Here is an 18,195-nt window from a genome sequence, read left to right on the forward strand (position 1 = left end):
GAAAACCTTCTTGTTAAGCCTAACCGGCTAGTACCATCACAAAGACTCACCAATGTCGCTAAAACTGCTCATAACCGCTTTGTTGACGATTCTCTGCAGCCCGCTATACGCGAGTAGTAGCTGTGCGTTACATATCGCCAGTTTCAACATTCATTACATTGTTCCTAGTGACAGTGATGAAACCTGGGATACTCGTAAACATGCGGTCAGCCGTATCTTGAACGAGATGGATGCCGACATCGTGGCGTTTCAAGAGGCGGAGACCTTTGATGGGGGAGACTACAGTCCTAGAAACCTGCAGCTGGATTGGATCCATGCCTCCACCACCGGCTATCAAAACGCCGCCATCGGTAACCCCGCAGCTTTCCCGATAACACAACCGATTATTTATAAAGCCAACAAATTCGATCTGCTCGATCAGGGTTTCTTCTTTTTCTCAGATACGCCGGACAGGATCTATTCCAGCCAGTGGAACGGGGGCTACCCCTACTTTGCCAGTTGGGCCAGATTCCGCAGCCACTGCAGCAACCATCAGTTTTTTCTGTTCAACGTCCACAATGATTACAAGAGCCGCAGCAATCGGCTAAAGAGTTCGACACTTATCGTTGAGCGCATCAAAGATCTTGTCCGGGAACCTATTCCCGTCATCGTCCTAGGTGACTTCAATGTTCCCAGTGGCTTCCAAGAGGTTCGTCTATTTGAAGAGATAGGCTTGAAGGTCATTCCGCCCGAAGGTTCAACCAATCGGATCTTCGGGCTGGATCTACTACCGGCGATTGATCATATCCTTATCAGTTCTGCCTTCAGGCCGATGTCGGAAATCAAGGTATGGAGAAACCAGTACGATGGCGTTTATCCGTCGGATCACTACCCGATCAGCATCCAACTCAATCTCGCCCCTCCGTCGTAACCCTCAGCGACTGGACGAGTCCAAAGACAGAGCTAGACTGCATAAATTTCGCGCTAAGAGATCTGAAGCCCTTACCACGACCTATTAACCATGACCTATGACGAATTCAACGCCTTCTGCGGTGCGCTTCCAGCCACTACCCATGTGGTTCAGTGGGGCGACTCCCATGTCTGGAAAGTTGGTGGAAAGGTGTTCGCCATCGGCGGCTGGAGTAAAGCGGAGAAACCGGCCTATACCTTCAAGACCTCCGAGCGGAATTATTATTTTCTTCACGATATGCCCGGCTATCGCCCGGCACCCTACCTGGCCTCCCGAGGGATGAAGTGGATTCAGCAGTACGATGTATCGGAGTCGGCCGATAATGATCTGAAATACTATCTGAGCGAGTCTTATCGGATCGTTTCACTGGGACTAACCAAGAAGAAACAGAAAGAACTGGGATTGAACCAGCCATAACCCCACCTTGGCTCTCGGTGTTGCCACGGGTAGGATTTAGCTGAAACACTAACGCCCGATGACCCGATTCTATCAAGCGAGATACTTCCCTGATGTCCAATTCGCAGTACGGCAACATTCGTCTTCTAGGTCTTCCACAAGACAACAACTCCAGCTACCTGACCGGCCCGGCGCTGGCACCAACTCGGATTCGGGAGGCATTCCAGTGCGATTCAGCCAACCTGTTCACCGAAACCGGTTTTGATCTGGGCGATTCGTCCTTGTGGCAGGATGCCGGCGATGTCGCGCTATCGGGACTGGCAGGTAAAGCGGCCTTCGATGCCATTTACGACTCGGTACAACAGTCGCTCAATGCTGGACATCGATTACTGAGCCTGGGCGGCGACCACTCGGTCTCGTACCCGGCCATTCTGGCTTATGCGGACGCCTACCCAGGCTTGAACGTACTGCACCTGGATGCCCATCCGGATCTGTACGACAACATGCAGGGCAACCCCTACAGCCACGCGTCGCCGTTCAGCCGCCTGATGGAAACCGGCAAGTTGAACCGTCTGGTTCAGGTGGGTATCCGTACTCTGAGCCGCCATCAACAGCAGCAGGCCGAGCGTTTCGGGGTCGAGATCCACCATATGCGGGATCTTAGCGGCGTAGCCGAGTTGAGCTTTGAAGGCCCGGTTTACCTGTCGCTGGATCTGGATGCGCTGGATCCGGCCTACGCCCCTGGCGTTTCTCACCACGAGCCGGGAGGTCTATCGACCCGAGCCGTGCTGGATATCATCCATAACTTTAAGGGGCAGTTGGTAGGCGCCGATCTGGTGGAGTTGAACCCGCTTCGGGATATCAATGACATGAGTGCAATGGTGGCGGCAAAACTAGCCAAGGAGCTGATCGGTCGGTTACTGCTGGATCGTCCCGAATCTTAGGCTCGGAATAACTAACCCGGGATTATTTATTAGGGGCCGTTGCGGGGCTGTCACGAAGCCCCCTCTTTGATCGCGATCTGGTACAGCGGTACCCGGTTATCCTTGAGTACCGCATAGACCTGCAGGTCGATCTGCTCTGCATCGGCCATCTTATCCATAATTTTGAGCACACTCTCAACACTCAGTCGCTCTCGGTAGGGCCTCTTTTGGCATAACGCTTGGAAGATATCGGCAATACAGAGTATCCGTGTCGGCAGATCGATCTGCTCGGCACTCCAACCAAACGGATAACCGGACCCATCCAGCTTTTCATGGTGTTCCGAAGCCCACTTGGCGATCGGTGTATTCGGAAAGATCGCCCAAAGGACCCGTTTACTGTCCAGTGGATGGCTGTGGATCTGGGCCAACTCCTCGGCAGTCAGGGCGCCGGGCTTTTCCAGAATTTCATCCGGCGTTCTTAGTTTTCCAACATCATGGAGAAGCCCAGCTATCCTAAGCAGGCGCATCGTATGTTGATCGTATCCAACCAATCCGGCCAGGGAGTAGGCCAGATCGGCAACCCTCAGGCTGTGGTAGTGGGTGAATGGACTCTTGGCATCGACGATCTGCGACGTCAGTTCCCCTAGCGCTTCGATCTCGTCAAACCCCAACGAAATCCGGTAGTCCTCCGAAGAGAGCACTTCAAAGATCGCGTCATCGAGGTACTCATCGCGCAGCTCCAACCAAAAGCTGTCTTTCTTCGCCGCTTCTTCAAGCGCACTGAACAGAGTTTCGCAAAACAGCGTGCCCACATATTCGCGTAGTTCTCCGATCAGCTTATCGCGGTTCAGTAGAACTAGGTGATACGGATTCTCAAGCACGAACGCGGCATAGATAACATCCAGGCGATCCGCCAAAAAGATCAGGTTCGCATGTTCTCGGGTGGAAGGATCCAAAGCCTCTGGCAAGTGCTCCCAACGGGTATGGTGATGCCGAACTGCGGCTGCGTAGCCTTCAAAGGGGGCAAAGCTGCTAAGAAAGAGGTCCCCTCGGATACAATGTTGCTCTGCATCTTTCCACTCGACCTCATCCACCAACTTCTGATGCACAGCGGTGGACGAGACGCCACAGTCGTGGAGCATTCCCGCCAGCAGCACATGATGACGTCGATCCTTACTCCACCCCAGCGCATGGGCGATTCGATGGCAAAGTAAGCCGACCCGGCGACCGTGGCTCTTGTCATCGACACCGACATAATCCAACGCCTTGGTCAGAGTATGAACCGCACGGCCAACATCCACATCGAGTCCAGCAACGACTCCAGGCCCTCCGGCTGGTTCTGCTGTGAGCATCACGCCTCCTGCGAGCTATCTATCTGATTCAATTTAGAATAGACAATGATTTCCAACTTGTTTTTCCAGCTTGCTACCAAGGCCAAGCCGCAACATCGGCAGCGCGATCTGCCTAGACAACCAAGCTTGCCCCCCCCCCGATAGTCCGGTTCCGTTACTCCATTAATTTCGCCTCAGCATCGCCTGGTGATTTGACGGTTTGGTGGCAATCCTGTTCCTGGAGGGGCGGTTGTTCCGGTGGCTGCCGTTGCTCAAAACGGGCTGCCAATTTGCGGCACTGCTCGGCTTTGTCGGCCATGGCCGGAAGCTCGTCCAAGCATTGGGCCAGTAGACGGTAGGCCTCGGCTAGGGCTTCATACTCGGGAAAATCGCGATGGAGTCCGGCCAGCAGCTTCACCGCCAAGCGCGGGTTGCCGGACTGCTGGCAAGCTCTGGCCAAATGGTGCCTCAGCTCGGCACTGGCAGGCTGGTAGTTCTGGTCCAGCTGCAGCAGCTTTTTATAACCGGGATAGAGCTGATCCTGGCGGCCCGCACTGAGCAGGAAGTTAAAATAGCGCGGCGCAAATTTCACCAAATCGGAGCGATTGCCGGTTGAGTACAGAAACTCAAAACAGTTAAAAATGCAGTCCTTATCGTTGGGGTACTCTTTGAGCGCCAGCCTGAAACTGTCCAGCGCCTCTTGATAGAGTCCCTCCTTGACCTGAATATCGATCCGAGCCAGCAGCAATGCCTTGGCTGACCTGACCTCTCGCTCCACACCGTAGTTTTCTCTGGCGCTAAATCCCAGCTCCTGCTGATTCTGGAAGATGATGTAGCCCATCATATGGAACACCACGACCATGTAGTAATAAAAAACAACACTTTGCAGCGCGGCTGACAGGATGGAGAATTTATCGCCGATAACGCCGCTGATGATTCCTACTGAACCCGACATAATCAGAATAAAGCCCAACAACAAGCCGTAAGGCAGTCCGATAGCGAAGATCAGCTGCAGCATACTCAATGGATTGATCGCCTCGGTAAAGCGCTCGCTGATGGCATAGTTGATCAATACCGCCGGCAGACCGATGGTAAAGATCACGCTGAGGGTGCTGGCTATCCCAGGCCCCAGATAGATACCGGCGGCATAAATGGCACCGGACATGACCAGAAAAATGCCCAGGATATTGATGATCAGGTGGACCCCGCCCTGAAAGGCGTCACCGGTCCCCGGGGCGACCAGCAGTCCGTTGGCGGTATTTTGCAGACATAGGAAACTGTACTTGATCATCACCCCGGAAACCCCGACCCAGAGCAGAAAGGTGATCAGCGAGCCATAGGATGCAAGGATGGTGGACAGCACCGAAACCCCAATGATCAGCAGCATCGTGCTCTTGTTCATCGGGTAACGGAAACTTTGCTGTAGGCGGCGCCAGAACGGCTCGATACTGTTTGCCGCTCCCAAGCCTTCGACCTCGCTACCGCAGACAAAGCAGCGTTCGATGCCCCGAAACCCTCCCTCGTCCACGCAGCTATCGCACATCGAGGTTTCGCAGTTTGGACAGGTGTAGGTGGCCGAAACCAATGGGTGGTACTTACAATAATCCATTATTTGCTCTTCCTTAAAATCCTTGTCGACTAGCCGCTAAGACGACAAACGCAGCTCAGGACTGCTGCAACTGATCAGCAATACTGGCGTAACGCTTTTTCTTCAGATTATTGCCAAGATCACCGTGCAGGCGCGCCAGCTTGCGGGCCAGGTGCCCCAGCGGCCGCCCTCGCGTTTCACGGCTATTGAGTAATGCAAAGATCTGATCGGCGGTAGAAATATCCGGCAGTGCGGTCAGCTTCCAACCCAGTTTAAGCAGCGCTTCATCATCCAGCTGCGACTGCAGTTCGGGGTTGTCATGCCAGATCTCATCAACGGTCTTGAGCTGCTGAGGTCGCAGTCGATCCTCGCGCAACAGCGCCTGCACCGCATCGGAGTAGCCGTCACCCTTTTGCAACTTCAGCAGGTTGTAGCGCAGTAAAGAGAAGTCAAAACAGGGGCCGTACTTCTCAACCACTTTGTCGATCGCCTTCAGCGCCGAATCAAACCGATACTTCTCGATATACAGATAGATCTGGGCTAGATCCTGCTGGCGCGGGTCAATCTGCTGGTCCTCCTCGATATACTCCTCGTCGAGGATTCGAGAGTTGATCACCAACGCCAGCATAATTAACAGGCCGCCAGCGATAAAACCGCCGGTATGGGCCATAAAGGCCACGTTGGAATCCAGATCGGTCATATAGCTGTAGAGCTCCTTACCGATATAGAACGGCAGGATAAACAGGGCCGGAGCACGGAAATAACCGACAAAGATAAAAAACCAGTAGAAAAACTCGATCTTTTTAAGCCTGAACACCCCCAGGTACATCGCCATCACTCCGGAGATCGCCCCCGAAGCCCCCACCAGCGTGGTTGGACTGTTCAGATTCAGCGCCATATAAAGCAATCCACCGGCCGCGCCTGAGATCAGGTAGAACAGCAGAAAACGCCAATGCCCGATCGCCGCTTCCACCGCGAAGCCACAGATCACCAGGAAGAACAGATTGCCCATCAGATGCATCGTATCGCCATGCAGAAACTGGTGGGTAAGCAGTGTGATCGGGTTCAGGTCGTTGGGCTTCAGGCCAAAGGCCAGATAACTCACCGACTGGACCTGGTCATGGATTTCGGCCCGATTTTCCCAATAGCCGAAGTCTTCCGGTACCGGCAAGGTTTGACGATTGGCCTTCAGGTAGTGATAAAACCCGGCATCGCTGAGTACGTAGTAGCCCAACTCGGCGGTGTGCTGTTGCTGGTAGAGTTCGCGGTAGTCCTGTAACTGCTGAGAATCGGAACCATCGCTCTGCTCGCTCAGGTAAGTTTCAAAGATCGGCCACTCATAATCCAGATACTGTAGCTGCTCATAACTGACCAGTGCCCGTTCGAACTTGGCGTCGTCGTTGGACTGGTAGAGGGCGAAAATCAGAATATTCAGCAGCACGATTACGAACAGCACAATAGGTGCGTGCTCCCACTCAAACCGCTTCTCGGTGGGGATAATAACCATAACAATCCGATTCCATTCGTTGGTTATTGGCACGGTATCGGCTACCGTGATTCCTGTGCCGAGATTATCACTATTCGACCGGCACTGCCTATCGAATCAGCTCAGGCCTGAGCGTACGCTGGTCGTCAAAAATCCCTAGGGGAAACAGGAGCTATCTCTCTGAGATACAGAAAGTGGCTACCAAGGATGATACTTATTGGAGTTGTCCATCCATCAAAAAACGTTCATGCAGAACAACCTTTTGATTGGGAGTTATATGAACTATTCGGGCGCTAACACCCAATAACGGCCTACTGGGCAAGAATCTGTTCGATATCCAGACTATTTGCGATCGACTCTAACCTCTGCATCAGCAATTGAGCGTCCGGGTAGGTCTTGTTCAACACCAAATAGACATCTAAACGAGTTAGGACATCATAATCGATTGTCGGTATCGAAATGACTTCCAGCATCTCCTCTGAAGGGCCTGCATAGTCCAGCACGTAATCCACTCGTCTTTGTCGCAGCATCTTGAAAGCATTATCGTGACGGGCCGCCTCCGACAAAATAACTCGATTAGCGTTGTCACGAACATACCGACCGATTTTTCCATAACTGTAACCGAGCAGTGCAACAACCCTTTTCCCTTCCAGTTCCCGGTAATGATTAATAGCGGGGGCGTCCTTACGGCGGTATACCCTTAACTCAGTTGAAGTAATCGGCTTTTCGCTGAACAGGCAACACTCCTTCAGACTGGAGGCCCGCACCAGCATCGAGAACATTGAACGCCCTTCCTTGAGGCGTTTAAACATTCTCTTGGCAGGGTAAGGCGTAGAATACCAATCCAGATTGGCTTGATTGAATATCTCCTTGGCTAGGCCAAGAAGCGGATTTTTCAGCACTCCATTGGAGTCACGAAATGTGGTCCAAACCGATTGGTCCGGATAAGCGTATTCGATAGGATCAGCCGCATCTGCCTGCTGCAGAGGAACCGCAACAAGACATAGGGTTATGACGAGTGACGACAGTAGATAAAGCCTGCTTCCACTAAGCATATACAGTGCTCTCACGTCATACGATCTCTGAAGCATGCTCGTTTGACCTAATCAAGTAAATGGTTGATCCATATACGAGTTGATAGCTGACTATCAGCCTGCAAATTGAGTGTTATTGATCGGAATTATAGATTGCGTGTTGATCCCTTTTTATCGTCTGGTCTGGCAGCCAAACGTGTAAAGGTGGCGATGCAGAGTGCACGCAAAGCAGAGTGCACGCAAAGCCGAAAATCTAGAAGTGCCCTGCGCGCAAGTCAGACAAGCAATGGGGATGATCAATACTGCCAATCGCTGCTTTAACTTACTGCTTTACGTGATCGATTCCGGTAATCGCCAGTCGATCACTGACTTGCCGTGCTGCTGTAGGTAGGCATTGGCCTGGGAGAAATGGCGGCAGCCGAAAAATCCGCGATGGGCCGAAAGCGGCGACGGATGCGGCGCTTTGAGCACGCAGTGACGGCTCTGGTCGATAAAGGCGCCCTTCTTCTGGGCGTAGCTGCCCCAGAGCATAAATACGATGCCGTCATGCTGTTCGTTGAGGATATGGATGATCCGGTCGGTAAAGCGCTCCCAGCCTTTACCTTGGTGAGATGCGGCATTGGCCTGCTGCACGGTCAGCACCGAGTTGAGCAGCAGCACCCCCTGACGAGCCCAGGATTCCAGATAGCCGTGGTTGGCCGGCGGGATTTCCAGGTCGGTGGCCAGCTCCTTGTAGATATTGACCAGCGAAGGCGGCGTCTTGATTCCCGGTTTAACCGAAAAGCACAGGCCATGGGCCTGATCCGGGCCGTGATACGGGTCCTGCCCCAGTATCACCACCTTGACCTGTTCCAACGGAGTGAAGTTGAGGGCATTGAAGGTGTCGCTCGAGTGGGGGTAGATCACCTTACGTTGGGCTTTCTCCTCGACCAGAAACTGGCGCAGCTGCTGCATATAGTCGGCGTCGAACTGATCGGCCAAGGCTGTCTTCCAGCCTGGCTCTAGGTTCAGCAAAGGTGAATTCATCAAGAGATCTCCGATCTTTGAGCGTTCAGTCACCGTCGGGGTGACCCCAGCTCCAATCGTTAAGGGTGATTTTGCGACCGTAAAACGGCGAATAGTAGCGCTGGCGACTGGGAGCGTGGGAGATAATTCCGGAGATCAGAATCACCACAAAGATAACCCCCGGATCGAATGACGGCGGCAGCGCCGCAGCTCCACTCAACAGCACCAGTTTGACCAGAATTGCCATACCGCGAAGCTGCAGCAACCAGATGCAATGGCTCCAGAGCTCGATCAGCACCATCGCCGTTCCGGTCAACAGGGTCAGCCACAGAAACGGAAGCCAGTCTTGCGACTGGGCATGGTAGAGATAGGCGCCACCGATACCGGCAACGCCAAACAGATGCAGGGTACGTAGGACGATTTTGGCCCAGCGTTTACCCGGAAACTGACGCGAACGGGGTGGGAACAACCAACGCCCCATCAGGCTGTCGGTCGATCCACTGCGCCCATCCGCCATCGGCTTACTTGTCCTTACTCTTCAGCTTGAGCCTGTGGCTTCAGCTCAGGCCGCATATGCGGGAACAGCAGCACGTCACGGATCGACGGCGAGTCGGTGAAGTACATCACCAGACGGTCGATGCCGATGCCCTCACCGGCGGTCGGCGGCAGGCCGTACTCCAGCGCGTTGATGTAGTCGGCATCGAAGTGCATCGCTTCGTCATCACCGGCATCCTTCTCGGCCACCTGGTCCATAAAGCGCTGGGCCTGATCTTCGGAGTCATTCAGCTCCGAGAAGCCGTTGGCGATCTCGCGGCCGCCGAGGAAGAATTCGAACCGATCGGTTACGAACGGGTTGTCGTCGTTACGACGGGCCAGCGGCGACACCTCGGTCGGGTACTCGGTGATAAAGGTCGGCTGGCTCAGGCGGTGCTCGACGGTTTTCTCAAAGATCTCGATCTGCAGCTTGCCCAGGCCCCAGCTGTCCTTAACCGGAATATCCAGACGGGCCGCAATCTCACGGGCCGCATGCTCGTTGGCCAGTGCTTCGGGCTTGATGTCCGGGTTGTACTCGAGGATGGAGTCGAACACGCTCAGGCGCTTGAACGGTGCGGCCAGGTCGTATTCGATCGTTTCCAGCACTTCGCCCTGCTCGTTCTTGACGGTGTTAACCAGGGTGGTGGTGCCCAGTACCTGCTGAGCCACGGTGCGCAGCATGTCTTCGGTCAGATCCATCAGGTCCTTGTAGTCAGCGTAGGCCTGGTAGAACTCGAGCATGGTGAACTCAGGATTGTGACGGGTCGACAGTCCTTCGTTACGGAAGTTACGGTTGATCTCGAACACGCGCTCAAAACCACCCACAACCAGACGCTTGAGGTAAAGCTCCGGCGCGATCCGCAGGTACATGTCGATATCCAGCGCATTGTGGTGAGTCACAAACGGACGCGCGGTAGCGCCACCCGGGATCACCTGCAGCATCGGCGTTTCGGCTTCGACAAAGCGGCGCTCTGACAGGTAGTTACGAATCGCGGCGACGATCTTGGCGCGAATCTCGAATACCCGACGCGAGTCTTCGTTGGTGATCAGGTCGACGTAGCGCTGACGGTAGCGCATCTCGGTGTCCTGCAGACCTTTATGCTTGTCCGGCAGCGGGCGCAGGTTCTTGGTCAGCAGCTCGTTCTCTTCCATATCGACGTACAGGTCACCCTTGCCAGACTTGTGCAGGGTGCCTTTGATACCGACGATATCACCCAGGTCCAGCGACTTGGCGAACGGACGCGCGCCCTTGTTGACGTACAGCTGGATTCGACCGGTCATGTCCTGCAGTACCGCAAAGGCACCGCGGTTGAGCATCACCCGACCGGCAACGGCGACCTGGATACCCGCTTCTTCGAGCTCCTCTTTGCTCTTATCGCCATGCTCGGCCTGCAGATCGCCGGCGTAGCTGTCGCGACGGAAGCTGTTAGGAAAACCGTTGGACTTGGAGTCCTGCTCGCGCAGGGCGTTGAGTTTCTCGCGGCGTTCGGCGACTAAACGGTTTTCATCTTTCGGGGCGGCTTGCTTATCTGACATCGGTGTTATGTCCTAAAAATCGTCAATAAATTCGGTTATCGGTATTGAAGCTGTTTGAATAAGCCGGTTTATAAACCGGCTTTGAGAGAGGCTTCGATAAACTGGTCCAGATCGCCATCCAGTACCTTGTCGCAGTTGCTGGTCTGGACGTTGGTGCGCAGATCCTTGATCCGCTGATCATCGAGCACGTAAGAACGGATCTGGCTGCCCCAACCGATATCAGATTTGGTATCTTCCAGCGCCTGTTTCTCTTCATTACGTTTGAGCATCTCCTGCTCGTACAATCTGGCACGCAGCATTTTCCAAGCCTGATCACGGTTTTTATGCTGGGAGCGCTGACTCTGACATTCAGCCACGATACCGGTCGGTTCGTGGGTCAAACGTACCGCCGAGTCGGTCTTGTTGACGTGCTGACCACCGGCACCGGAGGCGCGGTAGGTATCGGTGCGCACATCGGCCGGATTGATGTCAATCTCGATATTGTCATCGATCTCGGGAGAGACGAAGACCGAAGTAAAGGAAGTATGGCGGCGACCACCGGAATCGAACGGCGACTTACGAACCAGGCGGTGCACACCGGTCTCGGTACGCAGCCAGCCAAAGGCGTAATCGCCCTCGAAACGAATGGTGGCGGATTTGATACCTGCCACTTCACCGGCAGAACATTCTTCCAAGGTGGTCTTAAAGCCCTTGGCTTCACCCCAGCGCAGGTACATCCGCAGCAGCATCTCACCCCAGTCCTGAGCTTCGGTACCACCGGAGCCGGCCTGGATGTCAAGGAAGGCGTTATTGGGGTCCATCTCACCGGAGAACATCCGGCGGAATTCCAGCACTTCCAGCTTGGCGACCAGATCGTCAAGTTCGGCTTCGACATCGGCAACGGTATCTTCGTCCTGTTCCTCGACCGCCATCTCCAGCAGGTCAGAGGTGTCGGTCACACCGGCTTCCATATCGTCGATAGTCTTGACCACCAGCTCCAGCGCCGAGCGCTCCTTACCCAGCTTCTGGGCGTTATCCGGGTCGTCCCAGACGCTTGGCTGCTCCAGCTCACGCTCCACCTCCACCAGACGCTCGTGTTTGGTCTCGTAGTCGAGGTAGTTTTTTAGCTGGGCAGTGCGGTCAGCGATATCCTTGATCCGCAGCTGAATGGGATTAACTTCGATCATGCCTGGGCCTTGTCGCGTGTTTCTTGAGGTAGGTAGCAAAACCGCTGTCTTCCCATCGGTCGAAGCGGCTGAAGCAAAAGGCGGAATTTTACCTGAATCGGACCGCTGTTGGGTAGGGGTTACAGGGGCGGTTTAGCCACTGTTTTGGCACTGAAAGCCACCCTTCCGAGCTTTCAGCATTCAGGCTACCATAGGCGCCAAGGTCAACTCCTCGTCAAATCGCTCAGGCGCCATTGTTACCATCAAGAGTTCATTTCCCCTTGCAGCAGTCATCATCGGAAATTTTCAGCGTTAGCTCCTTGAACCAGCAAGCCCGCCTGTTGCTTGAGTCCGGCTTCGGCCTGTTGCAGGTGGAGGGAGAGATCTCCAACTTCGTCTGCCCCAGCTCCGGGCACTGGTACTTCACCCTTAAAGACGAGCGAGCCCAGGTTCGTTGCGCCCTGTTCCGCAACCGTTCTCGTTACCTGAAGTACCGTCCCCAGAACGGCGATCGGGTATTGCTGCGGGCCAAAGTTAGCTTGTATGAGGGGCGCGGTGAGTTTCAGCTGATCGGCGACTATATCGAACCGGCTGGTAGCGGCGATCTGCAAGCCGCCTTCGAAGCGTTGAAAAACAAGCTCCAACTCGAAGGTCTATTTGAGGCCGAGCACAAAAAACCGCTGCCGGAACATCCGCAGCATATCGGTGTGATCACCTCCCCTACCGGCGCCGCCGTCCAGGATATTCTCAGCGTACTGAAGCGACGCTTTCCTGCCATTCCGGTCAGTCTCTATCCTGCGGCGGTACAGGGTGACGAGGCGCCTGCACAGCTACGCCAGGCGCTAGCCCTGGCTCAGCGGGATCAGCGTTGCGATGTACTTGTGATCGGTCGTGGTGGCGGCTCGGCCGAAGACCTGTGCGCCTTCAACGATGAGGCATTGGCGCGGGATATATTTAACTGCCAGATTCCGATCGTCAGCGCGGTCGGTCACGAGATCGATTTCAGCATCGCCGACTTTGTCGCCGACCTCAGGGCGCCGACCCCGTCGGCGGCGGCCGAACAGCTCAGTCCGGATCGACAACAACTGCTACAACGATTCGAACTGTACCAACAGCAACTCAGCCGCCAGATGCAGCAACGCTTGCAGCGCCATCGCTACCAATGCGAATCCTTGCGTGCACGGCTGCGTCACCCTGGACAACGGCTGCAGGAGCAAAGCCAGCGGCTCGACTCGCTGGAGCTACGGTTGCGACAGGCTACCGAGAACCGACTCCAGCGCCAACGCCTACGACTGGCCCATCTGCGCGAACGTTTGCAGACCCGGCTGCCTCAGCGTCAGGTGAACCTATACGCGGATCAGCTACCCAAACTTGAGTTGCGACTCAAACGTGCCATCGAACAGCAGCTACAACGCCTCGGACGGCGCCTCGGGGAACAGGCCCATGCGCTGAATACCGTTAGCCCATTGGCGACGCTGGATCGCGGCTACAGCATCAGCCGCGGTGAGTCCGGCCAGCTGATTCGCGACAGCGAGCAGCTCAGTGTCGGTGACCAACTGTATACCCGGCTGGCCAAAGGCGAACTGGTCAGTGAGGTCACCGAGGTGATTCCGGCGCTGGTCCAGCCACAACTTGAACTCGAATGATGGGTACCCCATGAAGCGATCACTAACACAACCGCTGAAACGATCCTGGCTTGCCCTGCCGCTACTAACGTTGACCCTGAATCTCGGCCTGCTGAGCCCCTCCCTGATGGCTCAGCCCCTAAATTTACCGGAACACTCATCGGTACCCGGCGGAGTTGCGTTGATTCCGCTGACGATCGACAGCAACACGCCCCCTGAGGCCCGATATGGCAAAAACCGGGTTCTGGTGGTACCCAGCACTAACACCGACTATGCCGATCAAGCCCCCTGGGTCGCCCTGATCGGCATTCCACTGAGCGCCAAGCCAGGAACCCAGCAACTTAACGTCGGTAACGAAGTCATCAGCTTCGAGGTGGTCGACAAGCATTACCGCGAGCAGCGACTGGTGATCAAAAACAAACGCAAGGTCAATCCCAACAAACTCGACCTGGACCGGATCGGCAAAGAGAAGAGAAAGATGCTGGCGGCACTGGGCAATTGGGGTGACTCCAATCTGAACGTGATCCGATTTGCCCGCCCGGCCAAAGGCCCGTTCAGCAGTCCCTTCGGCCTTAAGCGTTTCTTCAATGACCAACCCCGCAAACCCCATAGCGGCCTGGATATCGCCGCCCCCAAAGGCACCCCGATCGTTGCGCCGGCCCCCGGTATCGTTACCGACACCGGCGATTACTTTTTTAACGGTCGCAATCTGATCCTGGATCACGGTCAGGGGCTGATCACGATGTATTCCCATATGAATCGTATCGATGTCGAGGTTGGACAGCGCGTCGAACTGGGCCAGCAGTTGGGCACCGTCGGCAGTAGCGGCCGGGTGACCGGGCCTCATCTGCACTGGAGTGTCAGCCTCAACAATGTCCGGGTCGACCCGATCCTGTTTCTCTACCCGGATCAGCGTTAACTGTGCCATCAGGAAGCCCGCCGGCTAGCCGATCCTTAAATACACCGTAACCGCTGCGATGCTGCTATAATCGCGCGCTTTACGTTCCGTAATCTCACATCCACTCTCATAGAAAGCGAGAAATTGAATGAGCCAAGCAATCGACACCGTCGCCCAGAAGGTCAGTTACGGCATCGGCCTGCAGATGGGTTCCCAGCTGCGTGACAACAACATCGACGGTCTGGAGATCGACCTGGTTATCGAAGGTCTGCGTACCGCCATCGCCCGCGAAGCCTCCCGCGTTCCGAACGAAGAGCTGCAGGCGGCATTTGAAGAGCTGAACAAGCAGATGCAGGCTAAAGCAGAAGAAGCCGCCAAGGAAGCCGAAGCCGAAGGCCTCAGCTACCTGGAAGAGAACGCCAAGCGTGACGGCGTGGTTGTGACCGAATCCGGTCTGCAGTACGAAGTTCTGGTTGAAGGCAATGGCGCCAAGCCGGATGTCACCTCCAACGTTCGCACCCATTACCACGGCACCTTCATCGACGGTCGCGTGTTCGACAGCTCCGTTGAGCGCAATCAGCCGGCCGAATTCGCCGTTGGCGGCGTCATCTCCGGCTGGACCGAAGCGCTGCAGCTGATGGGCGTTGGTTCCAAGTGGCGTCTGGTTATCCCGTCCAAGCTGGCTTACGGTGCCCAAGGTGCCGGCGGTTCTATCCCGCCCCACAGCACCCTGGTGTTCGAAGTCGAGCTGCTGGACATCCTGTAAGTCGAGCACACAAAATACGAAATCCGATGCAACTGCACGCCAAAAGCTACGGTCAAGACAACAGCCCACCACTGGTTATCCTGCATGGGCTGTTCGGCTCGCTGGATAACTGGGCCGGCCAATCGAATGTGTTGGCCGAGCACTTTAAGGTCTGGACCCTGGACCTGCGCAACCATGGCCGCTCCGACTGGAGCGAGCAGATGAGCTACCCGGCGATGGCCGATGACCTGTTGGCTTTTCTCGACCAGCAGGGTTTGGACAGTATTGACCTGCTGGGCCACTCGATGGGTGGCAAAGTGGCGATGCAGTTCGCATTGGATTATCCGCAACGGGTCAAGCGATTGATCGTGGTGGATATCTCTCCGGTTCGTTACCCGCCGCACCATACCGACGTTTTCGCCGGTCTGCGGGGGGTCGAGCTGGACACCATCGGGTCCCGTCGCGAGGCGGATCAGCAGTTGCAGCAGCAGATCGAAGATGCCTCCATTCGCAACTTTCTGTTGAAAAACCTCTACCGTGACGGTGAGCGTTTTAACTGGCGTGCCAACCTTGAAGTACTGGAGCGCGAGTACGACTTCATCGCTAGCCCACCGGCCCCCCGCTTCGAACAACAACGCTTTGAAGCACCGACGCTGTTTATCAAAGGCGCCGAGTCCCACTACATCCAAGCCGAGCATCGACCGGCCATCGGTGCGCTGTTTCCAAATGCCGAAGCCCGGATCATGAACGGTGTCGGCCACTGGCCCCATGCCGAAAAACCCAAGGCCTTCAACGCCCTGCTGCTACGTTTTCTATCGCCGCAAGCATAAAAAACCGGGTAAGTCCCGGTCTAGCTCCAGCCGTTCGTTTTCTCCGTTGATCAGGCCGTTGTATCCAACAGACTTCCCTGTAATAAAGACAGCGGATCCACCTGGCCGGTTTCGATCAGCTGTTGCTGCACTTGCTGTATCCGCCGATTCAGCTCGGCCAGTTCCTGGGCAAATTCCTGTTGAGCCTGGGCAATCCGCTCCTGTCGCGCCTGCTGCTCTTCTTGTAACTGCTCGGCCCGCGCAGCTCGTTCGGCCTGCTCCACCTCACGCTGTTCAGCCGCGTTCAGCTCCTCATCGGTACCTAACTGACTGGGGCGTTCCGTTGAAACCGACGGCGTAAGTTCGTCCGTGGTTACATTAGTGCCCGCGCCTGGTGAAACATCGGACTCGGTGTCAGTTGCCGTGCTGGCTAAGGATAGCTCCGGCTGTTGCGCCGTTTCCTGTTGCTCTGCCTGCTCCAACTGCTGGCGCTCGCTGCGCTCCAGTTCTGCCTGGGCGGCGATCAGTTCGGCCCGTGCCTGGGCAGCAATCCGCAAATCCTGAGGTGAGGGTTCGGCCGGTGCCAACGCGGCCTCAATGACAGTTCGCGCCCGCTCAATCGTCTCCTCAGGGGTGGATCCTCTCGGCGATTCGACGCTAACTTCGCCGGAGGTCGCATAACGGCGACCATCAGGGCCTGTGGTATAGGAATAGGAAGGCGCCCCGGTCAGACTCCCACCGGCCGCGGCATGCGCCGCCTCGTGAGCCCGGACCTCACGATCACGCTGGGACAGTTGGCGGACTTGGCTCAATTCCTCGAGCTCCAGCTCACCATCAGCACGATTATCCCCTCCTCGCTGTTGAGCCAGGTTGCCCGAGCTCTGAGCCGCCGAACCAGCATCGCCACGATTGTCGGAGCGCTGTCCCGCTTCCGGGCTAAGAGGATCATTAATCCGCGCTGGCAGGCTGTCGGGTTGGCCGGCGTTGATACTGGAGGAATTGTTTGGGGAGGAAGCAGGCTGTCCTGAGGTCTCCAGTGGATTGGAGACCGACGGGGCTACAGAGCGAGGCTGTAGCGAATTTGCGGCTAAGCTGACACTGCTGATATCCATGCCGACTCCCCGGGGAACGACACCTTATGCAGTGGTGTCGATATTCAGTCCCAGGGTCGTGCCGAGGGTTTCATCGGCGGCAGTGACGACCTGGGTCTGGGTAGCAGCTTGGGGTTCCGGTGCGTCGGTGACTTCCTGCAGGCTTTGAGCTTGGCTTGTCACGGCATCACTGCTATCGGTCTGGCCGGTAGCCTGGGATGCGTCTTCAGGCTGGCTGGTGCCGCCCACGGCTCCCGGCGCCTGACGAGATCCATCAACATTCTGGGTGTTGGTCAGCAGCGTTTGGGCTGCCGATGAAACGGCTGGGATCTGCATAACGATTACCTCTTGGAATCTTCGCAAGTGGTTGAAGTATACGTCGCTATATTCGAATAGATCAATTTTTGGGCAGCAGGCTATCGACCGATCCACCGAAAGCTTGAGCTGCATCACGAATTGACGGAGTCGACTGGTGTCTAACCTCGGCCAACAGCGGTGCCCGGATCAGCCCCTGCAGGGTTTGAAGATTCTCTTCATAACAGCTCATCTGCGGGTCGATCTGATTGGCGACCCAACCAGCCAATGCTAGTCCGTCATTGCGGATCGCCTCGACCGACAACAACGCATGATTGATACAACCCAGGCGCATCCCCACCACCAGAATAACCGGTAGATTTAACTCCTTCGCCAGATCGGCCAGGGTTTCGACCCGATTTAACGGCACCCGCCAACCACCGGCTCCTTCAACCACAAACAGATCACTGGGCGTCATCATCGCCCCGCGACAGTAACCCGCCAACCGACCGACGGTCAGGTTCTTGCCTTCACGAGCGGCAGCGATATGGGGCGCCACCGGCTGTTTCAGCAGCATCGGATTGACCTGGGGATAGCTGAGCTTGACCGAGCTGTGTTCGATCAGCGATAACGCATCCTCATTCGCCTCGCCGCTATCATCGGCTCCGGCCGCCACCGGCTTGAGGCCAAAGCTGCGCAATCCTTTATCGGCAACCGCCTGCAATAGCGCACTGGCGCAAAAGGTTTTACCGACCTCGGTATCGGTACCCGCGATAAAGTAACCCTGTCCCACGTTAACTCCTTAA

Annotated in this window: 18 protein-coding genes; 7 read left to right on the top strand and 11 right to left on the bottom strand. The window is 55.8% G+C overall.

Annotated features, from left to right (window positions below):
- Window positions 1-52: 52 nt before the first annotated feature.
- From DV711_RS05795 to speB, 3 genes are all read left to right on the top strand, one after another.
- Window positions 53-910: an endonuclease/exonuclease/phosphatase family protein gene (locus tag DV711_RS05795; RefSeq protein WP_114694667.1), complete on the top strand. Its 858-nt coding sequence runs from the start codon at window positions 53-55 to the stop codon at window positions 908-910.
- Window positions 911-1,000: 90 nt separating this feature from the next.
- Complete coding sequence (locus tag DV711_RS05800; protein WP_114694668.1) at window positions 1,001-1,366, top strand: MmcQ/YjbR family DNA-binding protein; 366 nt, start codon at window positions 1,001-1,003, stop codon at window positions 1,364-1,366.
- A 92-nt stretch (window positions 1,367-1,458) separates the two neighbouring features.
- Entirely contained in the window at window positions 1,459-2,289 is an 831-nt protein-coding gene (gene speB, locus DV711_RS05805; RefSeq protein ID WP_114694669.1) for an agmatinase, read from the top strand.
- Between the two features lie 50 nt (window positions 2,290-2,339).
- Here speB and DV711_RS05810 read toward each other — a convergent pair whose 3' ends face one another.
- The 8 genes from DV711_RS05810 to prfB form a co-directional block, all read right to left on the bottom strand.
- The gene (locus DV711_RS05810) at window positions 2,340-3,620 is read right to left on the bottom strand and encodes an HD domain-containing phosphohydrolase (protein ID WP_114694670.1); all 1,281 of its coding nucleotides are present in this window, start codon (window positions 3,618-3,620) and stop codon (window positions 2,340-2,342) included.
- A 154-nt stretch (window positions 3,621-3,774) separates the two neighbouring features.
- Window positions 3,775-5,208: a hypothetical protein gene (locus DV711_RS05815; protein ID WP_114694671.1), complete on the bottom strand. Its 1,434-nt coding sequence runs from the start codon at window positions 5,206-5,208 to the stop codon at window positions 3,775-3,777.
- Window positions 5,209-5,263: 55 nt separating this feature from the next.
- Window positions 5,264-6,694, bottom strand: a complete 1,431-nt coding sequence (locus DV711_RS05820; RefSeq protein WP_114694672.1) for a rhomboid family intramembrane serine protease — start codon at window positions 6,692-6,694, stop codon at window positions 5,264-5,266.
- Between the two features lie 290 nt (window positions 6,695-6,984).
- Window positions 6,985-7,728, bottom strand: coding sequence for a substrate-binding periplasmic protein (locus DV711_RS05825; protein WP_114694943.1), 744 nt, complete (start codon window positions 7,726-7,728; stop codon window positions 6,985-6,987).
- 309 nt (window positions 7,729-8,037) lie between these two features.
- Window positions 8,038-8,733 carry a uracil-DNA glycosylase gene (gene ung, locus DV711_RS05830; protein WP_114694673.1) on the bottom strand — a complete coding sequence of 232 codons (696 nt, stop codon included), beginning with the start codon at window positions 8,731-8,733 and terminating at the stop codon, window positions 8,038-8,040.
- 25 nt (window positions 8,734-8,758) lie between these two features.
- A complete protein-coding gene (locus tag DV711_RS05835; RefSeq protein WP_243633741.1) occupies window positions 8,759-9,229 on the bottom strand; it encodes a hypothetical protein in 471 nt (156 codons plus the stop codon).
- Window positions 9,230-9,243: 14 nt separating this feature from the next.
- On the bottom strand, window positions 9,244-10,782 hold the full coding sequence (gene lysS / locus DV711_RS05840) for a lysine--tRNA ligase (RefSeq protein ID WP_114694674.1): 1,539 nt from the start codon (window positions 10,780-10,782) through the stop codon (window positions 9,244-9,246).
- A 68-nt stretch (window positions 10,783-10,850) separates the two neighbouring features.
- Window positions 10,851-11,948 carry a peptide chain release factor 2 gene (prfB, locus tag DV711_RS05845; protein WP_165840009.1) on the bottom strand — a complete coding sequence of 366 codons (1,098 nt, stop codon included), beginning with the start codon at window positions 11,946-11,948 and terminating at the stop codon, window positions 10,851-10,853.
- Window positions 11,949-12,208: 260 nt separating this feature from the next.
- On the opposite strand from prfB, the gene xseA reads away from it, so the two are divergent.
- The 4 genes from xseA to DV711_RS05865 all read left to right on the top strand — a co-directional run bounded on the left by xseA (window position 12,209) and on the right by DV711_RS05865 (window position 16,025).
- Window positions 12,209-13,573, top strand: coding sequence for an exodeoxyribonuclease VII large subunit (gene xseA, locus DV711_RS05850; RefSeq protein ID WP_114694675.1), 1,365 nt, complete (start codon window positions 12,209-12,211; stop codon window positions 13,571-13,573).
- A gap of 10 nt (window positions 13,574-13,583) precedes the next feature.
- Window positions 13,584-14,471, top strand: a complete 888-nt coding sequence (locus DV711_RS05855) for a M23 family metallopeptidase (protein WP_114694676.1) — start codon at window positions 13,584-13,586, stop codon at window positions 14,469-14,471.
- Window positions 14,472-14,598: 127 nt separating this feature from the next.
- Entirely contained in the window at window positions 14,599-15,216 is a 618-nt protein-coding gene (gene bamJ / locus DV711_RS05860) for a BamJ family beta-barrel-assembly machinery protein (protein ID WP_114694677.1), read from the top strand.
- Between the two features lie 26 nt (window positions 15,217-15,242).
- The gene (locus DV711_RS05865) at window positions 15,243-16,025 is read left to right on the top strand and encodes an alpha/beta fold hydrolase (protein ID WP_114694678.1); all 783 of its coding nucleotides are present in this window, start codon (window positions 15,243-15,245) and stop codon (window positions 16,023-16,025) included.
- A 50-nt stretch (window positions 16,026-16,075) separates the two neighbouring features.
- Here DV711_RS05865 and DV711_RS05870 read toward each other — a convergent pair whose 3' ends face one another.
- The 3 genes from DV711_RS05870 to bioD all read right to left on the bottom strand — a co-directional run bounded on the left by DV711_RS05870 (window position 16,076) and on the right by bioD (window position 18,182).
- Window positions 16,076-17,116 (bottom strand): putative metalloprotease CJM1_0395 family protein, encoded by a 1,041-nt coding sequence (locus DV711_RS05870; RefSeq protein ID WP_114694679.1) that lies wholly within the window; start codon window positions 17,114-17,116, stop codon window positions 16,076-16,078.
- Between the two features lie 24 nt (window positions 17,117-17,140).
- The gene (locus DV711_RS05875; protein WP_114694680.1) at window positions 17,141-17,431 is read right to left on the bottom strand and encodes a hypothetical protein; all 291 of its coding nucleotides are present in this window, start codon (window positions 17,429-17,431) and stop codon (window positions 17,141-17,143) included.
- A gap of 61 nt (window positions 17,432-17,492) precedes the next feature.
- Window positions 17,493-18,182, bottom strand: a complete 690-nt coding sequence (gene bioD / locus DV711_RS05880) for a dethiobiotin synthase (RefSeq protein WP_114694681.1) — start codon at window positions 18,180-18,182, stop codon at window positions 17,493-17,495.
- Between the last annotated feature and the right edge of the window lie 13 nt (window positions 18,183-18,195).

The organism is Motiliproteus coralliicola (assembly GCF_003345655.1).
Classification (GTDB): domain Bacteria; phylum Pseudomonadota; class Gammaproteobacteria; order Pseudomonadales; family Balneatricaceae; genus Motiliproteus; species Motiliproteus coralliicola.

Coding starts and splice junctions, on each gene's coding strand:
- DV711_RS05795 (WP_114694667.1), top strand. CDS start 53: ATGTCGCTAAAACTGCTCATAACCGCTTTGTTGACGATTCTCTGCAGC.
- DV711_RS05800 (WP_114694668.1), top strand. CDS start 1,001: ATGACCTATGACGAATTCAACGCCTTCTGCGGTGCGCTTCCAGCCACT.
- speB (WP_114694669.1), top strand. CDS start 1,459: ATGTCCAATTCGCAGTACGGCAACATTCGTCTTCTAGGTCTTCCACAA.
- DV711_RS05810 (WP_114694670.1), bottom strand. CDS start 3,620: ATGCTCACAGCAGAACCAGCCGGAGGGCCTGGAGTCGTTGCTGGACTC.
- DV711_RS05815 (WP_114694671.1), bottom strand. CDS start 5,208: ATGGATTATTGTAAGTACCACCCATTGGTTTCGGCCACCTACACCTGT.
- DV711_RS05820 (WP_114694672.1), bottom strand. CDS start 6,694: ATGGTTATTATCCCCACCGAGAAGCGGTTTGAGTGGGAGCACGCACCT.
- DV711_RS05825 (WP_114694943.1), bottom strand. CDS start 7,728: ATGCTTAGTGGAAGCAGGCTTTATCTACTGTCGTCACTCGTCATAACC.
- ung (WP_114694673.1), bottom strand. CDS start 8,733: ATGAATTCACCTTTGCTGAACCTAGAGCCAGGCTGGAAGACAGCCTTG.
- DV711_RS05835 (WP_243633741.1), bottom strand. CDS start 9,229: ATGGCGGATGGGCGCAGTGGATCGACCGACAGCCTGATGGGGCGTTGG.
- lysS (WP_114694674.1), bottom strand. CDS start 10,782: ATGTCAGATAAGCAAGCCGCCCCGAAAGATGAAAACCGTTTAGTCGCC.
- prfB (WP_165840009.1), bottom strand. CDS start 11,948: ATGATCGAAGTTAATCCCATTCAGCTGCGGATCAAGGATATCGCTGAC.
- DV711_RS05855 (WP_114694676.1), top strand. CDS start 13,584: ATGAAGCGATCACTAACACAACCGCTGAAACGATCCTGGCTTGCCCTG.
- bamJ (WP_114694677.1), top strand. CDS start 14,599: ATGAGCCAAGCAATCGACACCGTCGCCCAGAAGGTCAGTTACGGCATC.
- DV711_RS05865 (WP_114694678.1), top strand. CDS start 15,243: ATGCAACTGCACGCCAAAAGCTACGGTCAAGACAACAGCCCACCACTG.
- DV711_RS05870 (WP_114694679.1), bottom strand. CDS start 17,116: ATGGATATCAGCAGTGTCAGCTTAGCCGCAAATTCGCTACAGCCTCGC.
- DV711_RS05875 (WP_114694680.1), bottom strand. CDS start 17,431: ATGCAGATCCCAGCCGTTTCATCGGCAGCCCAAACGCTGCTGACCAAC.